15 protein-coding genes are annotated in these 13,993 nt (G+C 33.1%); 8 read left to right on the forward strand and 7 right to left on the reverse strand.

The features are described 5' to 3' along the window. Positions 1 to 100 precede the first annotated feature (100 nt). A complete protein-coding gene (locus CN946_RS18495; RefSeq protein ID WP_286133980.1) occupies positions 101 to 526 on the reverse strand; it encodes a divergent PAP2 family protein in 426 nt (141 codons plus the stop codon). A gap of 345 nt (positions 527 to 871) precedes the next feature. Between CN946_RS18495 and CN946_RS18500 the strand changes: the two genes are divergently transcribed. The 8 genes from CN946_RS18500 (at position 872) to CN946_RS18535 (ending at position 7,139) form a co-directional block, all read left to right on the forward strand. Further along, the gene (locus tag CN946_RS18500; RefSeq protein WP_097978548.1) at positions 872 to 1,015 is read left to right on the forward strand and encodes a YezD family protein; all 144 of its coding nucleotides are present in this window, start codon (positions 872 to 874) and stop codon (positions 1,013 to 1,015) included. 122 nt (positions 1,016 to 1,137) lie between these two features. Next, positions 1,138 to 1,839, forward strand: coding sequence for a phosphoadenylyl-sulfate reductase (locus CN946_RS18505; protein WP_098862466.1), 702 nt, complete (start codon positions 1,138 to 1,140; stop codon positions 1,837 to 1,839). A gap of 79 nt (positions 1,840 to 1,918) precedes the next feature. Next, entirely contained in the window at positions 1,919 to 3,070 is a 1,152-nt protein-coding gene (gene sat / locus CN946_RS18510) for a sulfate adenylyltransferase (RefSeq protein ID WP_098862467.1), read from the forward strand. Between the two features lie 12 nt (positions 3,071 to 3,082). Next, positions 3,083 to 3,679, forward strand: a complete 597-nt coding sequence (cysC, locus tag CN946_RS18515; RefSeq protein WP_098862468.1) for an adenylyl-sulfate kinase — start codon at positions 3,083 to 3,085, stop codon at positions 3,677 to 3,679. Positions 3,680 to 3,690: 11 nt separating this feature from the next. Further along, entirely contained in the window at positions 3,691 to 5,313 is a 1,623-nt protein-coding gene (locus CN946_RS18520; RefSeq protein WP_098862469.1) for a nitrite/sulfite reductase, read from the forward strand. Positions 5,314 to 5,329: 16 nt separating this feature from the next. Then, entirely contained in the window at positions 5,330 to 5,548 is a 219-nt protein-coding gene (locus CN946_RS18525; RefSeq protein ID WP_098428819.1) for a DUF3906 family protein, read from the forward strand. A gap of 16 nt (positions 5,549 to 5,564) precedes the next feature. Next, positions 5,565 to 6,350 (forward strand): uroporphyrinogen-III C-methyltransferase, encoded by a 786-nt coding sequence (cobA, locus tag CN946_RS18530; RefSeq protein ID WP_141546941.1) that lies wholly within the window; start codon positions 5,565 to 5,567, stop codon positions 6,348 to 6,350. Between the two features lie 33 nt (positions 6,351 to 6,383). Continuing rightward, entirely contained in the window at positions 6,384 to 7,139 is a 756-nt protein-coding gene (locus CN946_RS18535) for a sirohydrochlorin chelatase (protein WP_176547377.1), read from the forward strand. 46 nt (positions 7,140 to 7,185) lie between these two features. Here CN946_RS18535 and CN946_RS18540 read toward each other — a convergent pair whose 3' ends face one another. The 6 genes from CN946_RS18540 to CN946_RS18565 form a co-directional block, all read right to left on the reverse strand. Then, positions 7,186 to 8,388, reverse strand: coding sequence for an aminotransferase (locus CN946_RS18540; protein ID WP_098862471.1), 1,203 nt, complete (start codon positions 8,386 to 8,388; stop codon positions 7,186 to 7,188). Next, positions 8,385 to 8,885, reverse strand: coding sequence for an Lrp/AsnC family transcriptional regulator (locus CN946_RS18545; RefSeq protein WP_175403500.1), 501 nt, complete (start codon positions 8,883 to 8,885; stop codon positions 8,385 to 8,387). Before CN946_RS18545 ends, CN946_RS18540 begins: the two co-directional genes overlap by 4 nt. Before the next feature lie 74 nt (positions 8,886 to 8,959). After that, positions 8,960 to 10,321, reverse strand: a complete 1,362-nt coding sequence (locus CN946_RS18550) for an aspartate kinase (protein ID WP_098862472.1) — start codon at positions 10,319 to 10,321, stop codon at positions 8,960 to 8,962. A 468-nt stretch (positions 10,322 to 10,789) separates the two neighbouring features. After that, positions 10,790 to 12,148, reverse strand: a complete 1,359-nt coding sequence (locus CN946_RS18555; protein WP_098862473.1) for an ATP-binding protein — start codon at positions 12,146 to 12,148, stop codon at positions 10,790 to 10,792. Next, positions 12,141 to 12,836, reverse strand: a complete 696-nt coding sequence (locus CN946_RS18560; protein WP_098862474.1) for a response regulator transcription factor — start codon at positions 12,834 to 12,836, stop codon at positions 12,141 to 12,143. The genes CN946_RS18555 and CN946_RS18560 overlap by 8 nt, the downstream gene beginning before the upstream one ends. A gap of 152 nt (positions 12,837 to 12,988) precedes the next feature. Then, on the reverse strand, positions 12,989 to 13,702 hold the full coding sequence (locus CN946_RS18565) for a sialidase family protein (protein WP_098862475.1): 714 nt from the start codon (positions 13,700 to 13,702) through the stop codon (positions 12,989 to 12,991). Between the last annotated feature and the right edge of the window lie 291 nt (positions 13,703 to 13,993).

Genomic DNA, 13,993 nt, shown 5'->3' on the forward strand with positions numbered 1-13,993 from the left:
AATGGCCACCCGTCGAATGAACTACCTCGATGCCAATTGATCTTTTCTTAATGTGTAAAAAAACGCCCATAATATAAATCAATTGATTTATATTAGAGCGTTAAAATTTTGAAACTATGATGGCAATGATGATTCCAATTAATGCTCCAACAACAACTTCATATGAAGTATGACCTACTAGTTCATTTAATGCTTTATAATTTTTAATTCTTCCATGAAAAAAATCATTTAATAACTTTGCATGTTTACTTACTGCCAATCTTACACCTGAAGCATCATACATAATAATCGTAGCAAAAATTGCTGAGATTGCAAAAGTAACATTTTCAAATCCTTCTGTTAATCCAACACTTAATGCTAATCCAGTTACTGTTGAAGAATGTGAACTTGGCATACCACCAGAAGCAAAAAACTTAGATAGATCAAATTCTTTTTCTTTAAATAAATGGATAATGACTTTTAAAAACTGCGCAATAAACCACGCTATAACAGCTGAAATTAATGGTTCGTTATGAAGTATCGTCAAAAGGAGCCTCCTTTAGGTGTTACTTAACTAATTGTTATTCCATTATTATCTTTCTTAAATAATTGTATATACATTAATAGCTTATAAGAACAAAATAATTTTTGTTAAATATTAAAATGCCAAACAGATTTTTACATTTGTACCAAAATTATTAGTTCAATGAATTAATTATCATACTGTTTTTTACTTATAATTTTTATTTAATATTTGACATATATCGGAGAGCTTCAATCACATAATACAAAATTAAGAAATATATAAATTTTTAAAAATTATCATTTTTGAAATTGACAATCCATATAATTCTGATAGACTTAGTTGTAATTAAATTCTAGGAGGAAGCTCATGAGCCAAACCAACGACTTAACACCCATCATTGAGGTCGTGGAATCGTTACTTAATGGTTTAAGATTTGGAACAATCACATTAGTCGTTCAAGATGGGAGAATTATTCAAGTAGAAAAGCAAGAAAAAATACGATTAAAGTAAATATGTTCCTGCTGACTAGAAAAACTAGAGGCAGCTCAAGTCTACGTATGAAAAATGTAGATTTGAGCTGCCTTTTCTTTTTAGGATAACTTGGCTTCTTTAGTCAATTGGAGGAAAAGAAAATGAGATTTGAAAATTGGAACGTGAAAAGTATTCCTGACTTTTCAATTGATAATGAAACAAAAGGTGCACTTGAAGTACTAGAGTGGGCTTACAAAACCTATGGTGATGGCCTAATTTATGCTTGTAGCTTTGGTGTTGAAGGAATCTTATTAATTGATTTAATTTCAAAAGTAAAACCAGATGCAAAGGTTGTTTTCTTAGAGACCGGCCTACATTTCAAGGAAACTTATGAATTAATAGACCGCGTGCAAGCTAAATATCCAAACTTACAAATAGAAAAGAAAACACCAAGTCTGACTTTAGAAGAGCAAGCAAGTATTCATGGAGATGAGCTATGGAAGCGTGAACCAAATAAGTGCTGTAATATTCGCAAAATCTTACCACTTCAAGAAGCTCTAAATGGTGCTCCAGCCTGGGTGTCAGGCTTAAGAAGGGAACAATCTCCTTCAAGACAAAAAACAGAATTTCTTAATCTAGATAATAAGTTCAGTTCAATTAAAGTTTGTCCCTTAATCCATTGGACTTGGAAGGAAGTTTGGCGATATGTATATTACAAAAATCTCCCATACAATCCATTACACGATATAGGGTACCCAAGTATTGGTTGTGAGGTATGTACATTACCTGCTTCGAATTCTTCAGATAGTCGCTCTGGTCGTTGGTCTGGTTCACAAAAAAATGAATGTGGATTACATGATTAATTGTCTTTATTAGATGCTAAAAAATGAAAGTTTATTCTTACTAACTATTAAAATAGGAAAATTTAAGGAGTGTTTAGAAATGAGCTTACCCCCTCATGGCGGAGTCTTAATTAATCGATTTAATCCAGAAGTTACTGTGAAGGATGGTTTGAAGGAAATTCCTTTAGATTTAATTGCGTTAAGTGATCTAGAGTTAATTGGAAATGGAGCTTATAGTCCCCTTACTGGTTATTTAGGAAAAGATGACTATGAGCAAGTCGTAAGCACAATGAGATTAAAAGACGGGACTGTATGGAGTATTCCAATTACCCTTCCTGTTAGTGGACAGATAGCTAGCAATCTAAAACTAGGAGAACTAGTTAAACTAACTTGGGAAAATAATGTGTATGGCTTGTTAAAGATTGATGATATTTATACACCTAACAAATTACTTGAGGCTCAGTTTGTTTATGGTACTACTGACACAAACCACCCTGGAGTCGCAAAAATGTATTCCCGTGGTGATGTTTATTTAGGTGGCGAAGTAACTGTTATTAGACAAATTAATCGTACCCAATTCACTGAACATTTTTTAAGTCCAAAAGAAACGAGAGAAAAATTTGCATCATTAAATTGGAAGAAAATAGTTGGGTTTCAAACTCGTAATCCAGTTCATCGTGCCCATGAATATATTCAGAAAACTGCACTTGAAATTGTGGATGGTTTGTTCTTAAACCCATTAGTTGGAGAGACAAAATCGGATGATATTCCTGCAGAAGTCCGAATGAAAAGCTATAAAGTCTTACTCCAAAACTATTATCCTACAGATCGTGTATTTTTAGCCGTATTCCCTGCCGCAATGCGATATGCGGGACCAAGAGAAGCTGTGTTCCATTCGATTGTTAGAAAAAATTACGGCTGCACACATTTTATTGTAGGGCGTGATCATGCTGGCGTTGGCAATTACTACGGAACTTATGATGCACAAAAAATCTTTCAAAAGTTTTCACAAGATGAATTAGGAATCTCTCTCCTATTCTTTGAAAATAGTTTCTATTGCTCAAAGTGCGAGAATATGGCATCTACAAAAACATGCCCGCATGGTAGTGAACATCACGTAACATTATCAGGTACGAAGGTTCGTGAAATGCTAAAAAAAGGTGAAGTTCCTCCTTCTGCTTTTAGTAGAAAAGAAGTTGTTGAAGTATTAATTGAAGGTTTAAAGGAACCTGAATCAATTTCTGTAGAATAGGAGAAAAGTTATATGTCTAAAAATATCGTTTGGCACCAGGCTAGTATTTCAAAAGAAGACCGACGACAAAAAAACAATCACCACAGCTGCATTTTATGGTTTACTGGTTTATCTGCATCAGGTAAATCGACGATTGCTAACGAGATTGCAAAAGCTTTATACCATCTTAATGTTCAACAATACGTATTAGATGGTGATAATATTCGTCACGGCTTAAACAAAGATCTAGGTTTCACTGATTTTGACAGAACTGAAAACATAAGACGAATTGGTGAAGTAGCAAAACTCTTTGTTGATAACGGGCAAATTGTCTTAACAGCTTTTATTTCCCCATTTATTGCTGATCGAAATATCGTTCGGTCATTAGTCGAACAAGACGAGTTTATTGAAGTTTACGTAGAGTGCTCCGTTGAAACTTGTGAGAGTAGAGATCCGAAAGGACTTTATAAAAAAGCAAAAAATGGTGAAATTCAAAACTTTACGGGTATCAGCTCTCCGTATGAGGCACCAATATATCCAGAAATTACATTAAATACTGATAAACAATCTGTACAAGAATGTGTTGAGACAATACTTCAATTTTTAAAGAGTAAAAATTATATTGGGTAAGGTGATGTTCGATGGTATTTGAAAAAATTTGGAAAGACAATCTTAAGCTAAATGAAACTGAAAAAAAGAAACTCGTTAAGGATGGACTTAAAATTTATGATGACATCCCCTACTATGCCGAAAATGGGTTTGAATCAATTCCAAAAGATCAATGGGATTTATTCAAGTGGGCTGGATGCTATTTACAAAAACCAAAAGAAGCCGGATATTTTATGATGCGAGTTAATGTTCCGTCTGGTATATTAACACATGAACAGCTTATAACATTAGCTGAAATCGCTCGTGATTATGGTCGAGATGTATATGATATTACAACCCGACAAGCGATCCAATTTCATTGGTTAACAATTGATCAAATACCAGATATTTTCACTCGTTTAGAAAAAGTTGGGCTATCTAGTGCTGGTGCATGTGGTGATATTACACGTAATATCGTTGGAAATCCACTTGCAGGGATCGATCCAAATGAATTATTTGATACTACACCTATCGTAAAGGAAATTTATGAATTCTTTCAGTTTAATGAAGAGTTCTCTAATCTACCTAGAAAATATAAAATGTCGATCAGTACTAATAAAAATAATGCATCAAATGCAGAAATTAACTGCATTTCATTTATTCCGGCTATTAAAGAAATTGACGGCAAAGAAACTTCTGGTTTCCATTTAAAAGTTGGTGGTGGGCTATCTTCCGCTCCACATTTAGCTCAAGAACTTGATGTATTCTTGTTACCACACCAAGTGAAGGAAGTTGCAATCGCCGTTACAACAATCTTTAGAGATTATGGCTACCGTGAGAAACGCCATCACTCTCGTTTAAAGTTTTTAGTTGCTGATTGGGGCGTTGAAAAGTTTAAAGAAGTATTAGAAGGATATACAGGTAAGCTATTAACAAAAGGAACTGGCTTTGAAGAGTCATGGAATGCAGGATATTTTTATGGGGTTCAACCACAAAAGCAAGAAGGATTAAATTATGTTGGATTAAGTATACCTGTTGGAAGATTGCATTCTAAGGAAGTTTTTGAGTTAGCTAGAATCGTTAAAAAATACGGTAATGGTGAAATACGTAATTGTAATTCACAAAATTTAATTTTGCCAAATATTCCAACTGAAAATATTGATGAATTATTGAAAGAACCAATACTTGAAAAATTCACACCAATACCGCCAAAATTTATTGGTTACTCTGTTGCTTGTACAGGAAATGAATACTGCAATTTAGCATTAGTCGAAACGAAGGCTCGTATGAAGGATACAGCTGCTTATTTAGATGAAAAAATTACTTTAGATGTACCTGTTAGAATTCATATGGTTGGTTGCCCTAACTCTTGTGGTCAAAGAGCAATCGCTGATATCGGACTACAAGGAATTAAGGCTCGTAATGATAAAAAAGAATTAGTAGAGGCTTTTGAAATCTATGTAGGTGGAACATTAGCCAACGGTGGGAAATTAAATGAAAAATTAAAAGGGAAGGTTGAATCCCCTGCCCTCCACCTAGTATTAGAAAAATTCTTGCAGCACTTTAGCGAAAATAAACTACCTTCAGAAACCTTTTTAGATTATGTATCAAGAATTGGAATTGAAGAATTACAAACCTATTTAACTTCCATTCTTGAAACTGTTAATGCATCTTAAAGAAAGTCGGTGACATATGTTTTTATATCGATTTGAAGCATCAATCGAAAGTCGGATCGTTCCAATTGTTATATTAGCAAGTGATGATGAAAAAGCATTTAAACTAGTTGATACAGAACTTGAAAAGTTTTATGTTAAAAAACCGGACGTTAAAGAACTACTGATGTATGAAAAAAAGAAAGTTAGTCAAAGTGGTGGATTTGTTTTAGATTTAGAAGTTTTAAGTAAACGATGATGATGAGGTGTGTGGAATGATTGGAAAAGTTTATTTAGTTGGTGCTGGACCTGGGGATGTTGATCTAATTACCGTAAAAGGACTAAAGTGCATTCAAAATGCAGATGTCATTATATATGACCGACTAGTAAATAAGGAACTATTAGAGTATGCAAAAGAATCCGTCGAGTTAATATACGCTGGTAAACTCCCAAACTACCATGCATTAAAACAAGAAACAATAAATGCTTTCTTAGTAAAGTATGCAAAAAAAGGCAAAAACGTAGTTCGATTAAAAGGTGGAGATCCTTTCATTTTTGGTCGTGGTGGTGAAGAAGCAACTTATCTTGTAGAACGTGGTGTCTCTTTTGAAATCATCCCTGGCATTACATCAGGTATAGCAGCTCCAGCTTATGCTGGTATCCCTGTCACCCATCGTGATTATAGTAGTTCCTTTGCTTTTGTAACAGGTCATTGTAAAGAAGAGGATACGGTTAAATGGGCCTCTTTAGCAAAAGGCATTGACACACTAGCAATTTATATGGGAGTTAATAACTTACCATATATTCGTCATCAACTAATTTCAAATGGAAAACATCAAGACACACCCGTTGCCCTGATTCACTATGGTACTACTGAACAACAGCGTACTGTCATTAGTACATTAAAAAATGTAATATCAGACGTTGAAAAAGAAAAAATAACAAATCCTAGTATGATTATCGTAGGTGAAGTAGTTAAATTACACCATCAATTACAATGGTTTGAGACTAACTATAACGAGATCACTGGACATAAAAACATTAATTATTCAAGTCTATAAATTCTCCCTTAAAATGGAATGAGGTGCTTTAGAATGGATGCAATCTTATATGTATGTCATGGAAGCCGTGTAAAATCGGCTGTCCATTCAGCCATACAATTTGTTAAAAAAGTACAAAAACAAATTGATTGCCCTGTTCAAGAAATTAGTTTTATTGAACTCGCTGAACCATCAATTTCAGTAGGATTAGAGAATTGTTTGCGTAAAGGAGCAAAATCGGTAACAGTATTGCCGGTTTTACTCCTTTCTGCAAATCATGCAAAGGTGGATATCCCTCTTGAAATCGCAAAATTTCAAAGGGAATATCCACACATAAAAATAAAAATTGCCACACCAATCGGAATACACAAAAATATGATCGAATTAATCCAAAAGCGAATTAATGAAAAGGTTAAGCATTTAATAAAGCCAACTAAAATACTGCTAGTTGGACGAGGTAGTAGTGATCCATTAACGATAAATGATTTCAATTCAATCGTTAAACTCCTTGAAGCAAATTTAAAGCATCCTGTTCTTCCCGCTTTTATGTCCGTTTCAAAGCCTTCTATTCACGAAGCTTGGAATCAACTATTGACTGAAAAAAATCAACAAGTAATAATTGTTCCCTATTTATTTTTTTCAGGAACTCTTATGAATGAAATAAAAGATAAAATAAAAGCTCTACCTCTAGAAATGCAAACTAACTGGATATTATGTGAAACCTTAGGGTACGATCACTTAATTTCATCAATTTTTACTGAAAGAATACTTGAAGCTCAAAAAAAGGAATTATATACAGCAATAAAATAAAAGCACTTGTTTCCTCAAATAGAAAACAAGAGCTTTTATTTTTCGTTTATTTACTTTCAACTTTAATAAAATTTGTAGGTTCGTAAGTTGGAAGAGTCTGTAAGAATCGATTAATCCTTTTTGTAGCTTCAATTAATTGATTTAATGAAGTTGCATAAGAACATCGAATATACCCTTCTCCACAATCTCCAAAAACATTTCCCGGGACGACCGCTACTCTCTCTTTTAATAATAATTGTTCAGCGAACTCCTCTGATGTTAAGCCAGTATTCTGTATTGATGGGAATACATAAAAAGCTCCACCTGGAAGATGACATGATAATCCAATTTCTTGAAGAGATTGCACAAGGAAATTACGACGTTGCATATAACTGCGTCGCATTGCTTCTACATCATGATCGCCATTTCGAAGTGCTTCAACTGCAGCATGCTGTGACATAGTTGGTGCACACATAATTGCATATTGATGAACTTTAAGCATATGGGAAATAATGTCCGAAGGTGCTGCAACAATTCCAAGTCGCCAGCCTGTCATTGCAAATGTTTTAGAAAATCCAGAAATTAAAATTGTATGGTCTCGCATACCATCGATATTAGCAAAGCTTGTATATTCGCCATCATAAACAAGCTCAGCATAAATTTCATCAGAAATGACAATTAAATTATGTTTTTTAACAAATACGGCTAAATCCTCTAATAATTCTTTTTCTAGTAGAGTACCAGTTGGATTATTAGGGTTACAAAGTAAGATTGCCTTTGTTTTCGGTGTAAGTTTCTTTTTCAATGCTTGAAGATTGATTTTAAACTCTTCTTCTCCTGTCGTTGATAAATGAACTGGAACACCGCCTGCTAGTGAAACTAAAGGAGCATATGAAACAAAGCATGGATCAATAACGATTACTTCGTCCCCTGGATTTAAAATTGTTCTTAAAGCAATATCAATCCCTTGACTTGCCCCTACAGTTATAATTAATTCATCTTCTGGACTATAATGCACATCAAATTTTTTAGCAAAATAACGACTTACTTCTTGACGTAATTCTAGCAGTCCAGCATTTGAAGTGTATGCCGTATGTCCTGTTTCTAACGAATAAATACTTGCTTCTCTCACGTTCCAAGGCGTGACAAAATCAGGTTCACCTACCCCAAGTGAAATGACATTATCCATACTAGCCGCTAAATCAAAAAACTTTCGAATTCCTGATGGTTGTAGTGTAGTTACTGTATTTGATAAATTAAATTTACTCATGGCGTGATCACCATACGCTTATCACTTTGTTTTTGACCGTATACGATACTATCATGTTTATAACGTTTTAAAATAAAATGGGTAGTCGTTGATAAAATAGATTCTAAAGTCGATAGTTTTTGGGATACAAATGAAGCAATTGATGTCATTGTTTTTCCTTCAACTACAACTGATAAGTCATATGTTCCTGACATTAAATAAACTGATTTTACTTCTGGGTATAAATAGATTTTTTCAGCAATCTCATCAAACCCTACGCCACGTTTTGGAGCTACTTTTACATCAATCATAGCAGTTATACTTTCTTGAACTGGGACTTTCCCCCAATCAATAAGCGTAATGTATTGAAGAATAATACGATCGTTTTCAAATTTTGTTAAAATATCAGCTACCTCTTCTTCAGTAGCTCCTATCATTTTTGCTATTACGTCATTACTTAAGCGTCCATTTTGTTCAATACACTGAAGTAATTGTATTTCTTTTTCTGTCATATTCATATACTCCTTATGTATTCCATTTTCTGGAATTACGTTAGATGTTCATTCTATTCATCTATATTTTAGTAATTTAGTTAGATGACACTTTTTGAGAAGAATTCTTCATAAATAACTTGTACTGCTTTTTTCTCATCACATGATTTTACTCCAAACATCATACTTACTTCTGAAGAACCTTGGTTTATCATTTCAATATTTATTCCCGCATTTGCTAACGCTTTACTCGCTTTTGCAGTAGTACCAACATTATGACGCATCCCCTCACCTACTAACATAATCAAGGCGAGGTCTCTTTCAACGACCACGTGGTCTGCATCTAATTCATCTTGGATCCGATTAATAATTTGAAATTCTAATTCAACTGGTAATTGATTTTGGCGAATAATAATAGAAATATCGTCGATTCCACTTGGCTGATGCTCATATGAAATCTGATAATCCTCAAGTATTTGCAATAATTTACGCCCAAATCCTATTTCTCTGTTCATTAAATACTTGCTTATATAAATACTACAAAATCCATTATCACTCGCGATCCCAATTAAAGGACCGTTTGATAACGTACGTTCCTTAACAATTCGTGAACCAGGAGCAGTTGGATTATTCGTATTTTTAATATTAACTGGAATTCCAGCTTGAAAAGCAGGTATCAATGCTTCGTCATGAAATACGTTAAAGCCTGCATAAGATAACTCCCTCATTTCTCGATAAGTTAATTCTTTAATTTCCTTTGGATTATGAATAATCGCAGGATTTACAGAAAAAACTGCATCAACATCAGTAAAGTTTTCATATAAAGTAGCTTTTACTCCGTTGGCAACAACAGAACCAGTAATATCTGAACCACTGCGAGAAAATGTAACGATCTGTCCATCTTCTGAATATCCAAAAAATCCTGGGAAAATAAGAATTCCAGATTTTTTTCTCAATTCAAATAAGTTCTCATAGCTTTTCGCTAAAACTTGGGCATGTCCTGGTTCATTTGTAACAAATAAACCTGCTTCTTTTGGATTAATATAACTTGCCTCAAGTTCTTTTAACTGAAAATATGACGCTACTAATCTAGCACAATTATCTTCCCCACATGCCATAACAGCATCCATATATCTTGCAGGATGATCCTTTTTACTACTTAAAGAAAGTTCGATACCTAGTGAAATTTCATTCATAATATCCTCAGATAAACCTAATCCATTTGCAATTTCAGAATACCTTTGAATAATTTGATTGAATTTTTTCGAATAATCCTTTCCCTGTAGAGCAAGTTGTGCGCAACTAATTAGTAAATCGGTAACTTTGATATCATCTGGAAATCTCTTACCTGGTGCAGATACAACGATAATTTTACGTTCAACATCTGATGTAACAATCTGAAATACTTTTTCAATTTGCTCCGAAGTGGCTAATGAAGACCCACCAAATTTTACGATTTTCATTTTTATTACCCCTAATTTAGTTAATTTTCAGTTAAAAATAATGTTACAATTATCCTCCTTATGTGAGAAAAAATCAACACCATTTATTAAGTTTTTTGGGAAACTTTAGTATGTTACAAAAAGAATTTGATGTTGTTGTGGGTATTTATTCAATTCAGTGAAAAGAATGACAATAAGAAATTGTAGATTATTAGGGAAGAGTTTAGGTTTATAAAAGCAAGGAATTAAATGCAGATAATGGAGAAAGCAAGGGTAAAGGTATACTAGTAGTTTTTAAAGACTCTATTACTCTTTAGTCCCTACTCCTCCCCCTGTTCTTCTTTTATGCCTTGTACTACTGTTGGTCCATTTTATGTATTGTATAAAAATGCAATTAAAAATAATTTTAAAAATATTTAATAAATAACCTAAGAAAACGAACAAAAAATAGCGTAAATAAACTCCCTATTTTAGCAAATAGGGAGTTTATTATGATAAATCTAGTAAAACAATGAAATTTGTATACTCGTTTTCTATACTTGATACTGATATCGTCCCACCTAAACGATTCATTATTGACTGAGCGATTGATAAACCAAGTCCATAGCCTTCCGTTTTTTTTGCTCTTGATGGATCTGAACGGTAGAATCGATCAAATACTTTTGGCAAATCTTTGGCAGGAATACCATTGCCACTATTTTTTATAACGAACTTCACTTGTCGTTTTAATTTTGTAAGTGTTACTTCAATCTGTCCATGTTCATTAGTATATTTAACTGCATTATCAAATAATATAATCATTAATTGCTTAATTTTTTCTGGATCACTTTCTATCATAAGATCCGATTCAATGGAATGATTTAATATAATTCTCTTATCCTTCAATACCGTTTCCATTGACATCATTACTTCATTTATTTCCGTACTCAGATCAAAATGCTTTATATTAATTTCATCAATTGCTTCTTCCATTTTAGTTAAAGTTAATAGGCTATTAATTAGTTTTGTCATTCGATCGGAACCAACTTTTATATGGTTGAACCATTTTTGCTGGTTTTCAATTGTTTCTTCCTTATGTGCCATAAGCACATCATAATTCGCATTAATAATTGCTAAAGGTGTCTTTAATTCATGTGATGCATCTGTTACAAACTGATTTTGCTTTTTCCAAGCTTCGGCAATAGGTTCAATTGCTCGATTTGCAAAATAACGACTGATAAAATAAATAGCAAAAAGCGTTATTAGTCCAACACTGATTAATGTGGTTAGAAGTTTAAATAAAGCTTTATGAGATTCCGTAACGTCTAAAAAATTTATTAAAGTCACTTTATTTATTATTTGTGGTTGTTCATTCATTTGATTAACAATCATTTCTGCTGGTTTAATTACATACTGCCACTTTTTCCCATCCAAATTGAAAGTTGAAAAGTTCTTTTTATTTTCCAAAGCAATTTCTGTAGCTTTTTTAAATGTCTCCGTAGGCATTGAAATAAAAGAATGTCCCTCAACAACATTTCCATTTGAATCGACTTCCACACTAAAAGACACTGAATCTCCAAGAGAAATTTTTTGTGTAACAATTCCACCTGTACCAATTATATTCGTTATTTCTTTTTTAGTTTCGACTTTACCTTTTATATCATTTTTTAGCTCGGAACCTATTTCTTTATTTTTTATCTCTCTTTGAATCGTAATTAGTTTTTCAGTCTGTGCATCTAGCTTTTTTTTATTTTCATTTTGAATATTGTTGTAAGTCATTAAGTAGATGATTGTAAAAGCCACAACCATTACTAATGAAATAACCGACATATTAATAAGGAGAAATTTATTTCGAAGTTTCTTAAACATATTTTTCCCCAGCTTTACCAGTTTTCAAAAAATAGCCTGCACCTCGAACCGTTCCAATTGAAACATTTGATTCAACCTGTCTTAGCTTTTTTCGTAAAAGTGAAACTTGTACCTCAACATGACTGTCGTCGGTGTCTGTGTCGTAGCCCCATAGCTTCTCGATAATTGTTTCTTTTGAACTAATTGCATCTTTTCGATTAATAAGCATTTCCAATAGTTGAAATTCTTTTAAAGTCAACTTAACTTCGTAATCTCTACAGCATAAAACTAACATTTTTTGATTAAGCGAAATATCTTCATAAGTAAGAATACCATCTCTTATTAATTCTGTTTTTCGTCGCCCTAATGCTCTTAGTCGTGCTAATAGTTCATCCGTATGGAATGGCTTTGCTAAATAATCATCTGCACCGCTGTCTAAACCTCGAATTTTGTCAGTAATATCGCCCTTAGCTGTCAACAAAATCACAGGAGTCTTGATTCCTTTATTTCGTAATTCTATTAACACTTGGATGCCATCCATTTTTGGAAGCATGATATCTAGAATAATAATGTCATATATATTTGACAGTCCACAGTCTAGTCCAAACTCACCATCACTGGCTAAATCAACACTATAGTGATTCTTCCTTAAAACTTGAGCAATCGCTTCAGAAATATAAATTTCATCTTCAACCATTAATATTCTCATGATAACCTCTTTACTTTGGATTCTTTTATCCTGAGTATCTCCAACAAATGAGCTGTACACTTCTCATTCGTTGGGGATGCTCTAAGTATATACTGTAGTGAGTAAATTCATTTAAATAATTAAGTGTATCTTAATACTCTGTCAAATATAGATTAATCAATTTTCTTTTTTACAATGATTGAACCATCATCATTTTTTATAATTGTTACACCTTTTGGAGCTTGCTCAGTCCAAGTTTTCCCTCCATCTATAGAAAACTTCACTTTTCCATTTTCTTTTTTCGTCATAAATGATTTTTGCATTTCTGGCTCACCATTAATCCATGTTTTGCCACCATCTTTTGAGAATTTAGCTATACCATTTTCTTTTTTTACAATCAGCTTCTCTTTCAGCAGTCTGTCTTTCACTATAACTGATTTATCGCCTTTTTCTACCATTTTGAAATCATCTGGAGCTTTATCACTCCAAGTCTTTCCACCGTCTTTAGAGAACTTAAGCTTTTTTCCGTCCTCTTTCTTTACCTTTAAGCCGCCAAAAGGTTTAGCATTTGAATCACCAAAAATAAAAGTTTCCTTGCCATCAGCATTATGGATGACTTTTCCCCCTTCAGGAGCACCTGGAATCCAAGTCTTTCCATCATCAGTTGAGTGACTAATTACCCCATTTTCATTTTTAACTAACATTTTTGTTTTAATTTTCTCACTTAGTTGAGTAACTGATGCCTGATCATGTTTTGTTTGGGAGCCATCATTATTTGCAGCGTATGCAGCTCCTGAACCTATACCTAGAACTAACGCGCCACAAACCGATGCCGCAACTGCCTTCTTTTTTGTTGTATTTAACAGCTTATAAATTTTTTCTTGCATTTTTATTTCCTCCTAAATTCAAATTTATGTAAGCAGCTGTCTTACAATAATAATAGTAGTAGACAGACCTTTAACGAACCTTTAGTGGTTTTATATTTCTTAAATTTGCTTTTATTTTTTGCTAGCTATTGTCTATAGCTTGTTTTTAATACACTACTCATACTATTAATTTTTCTTAGGAACGCATTAATAATCTGTTTTTAAATTTAACTGAAAATTCACACTAGAGTAAAGAAGTTTTAACAATCCTTCCCTATGCTTAGGAAGTAACCTACTAGCAAATTAGGAGGG

This window comes from Bacillus sp. AFS053548 (assembly GCF_002575105.1).
Taxonomy (GTDB): Bacteria; Bacillota; Bacilli; order Bacillales; family Bacillaceae_G; genus Gottfriedia.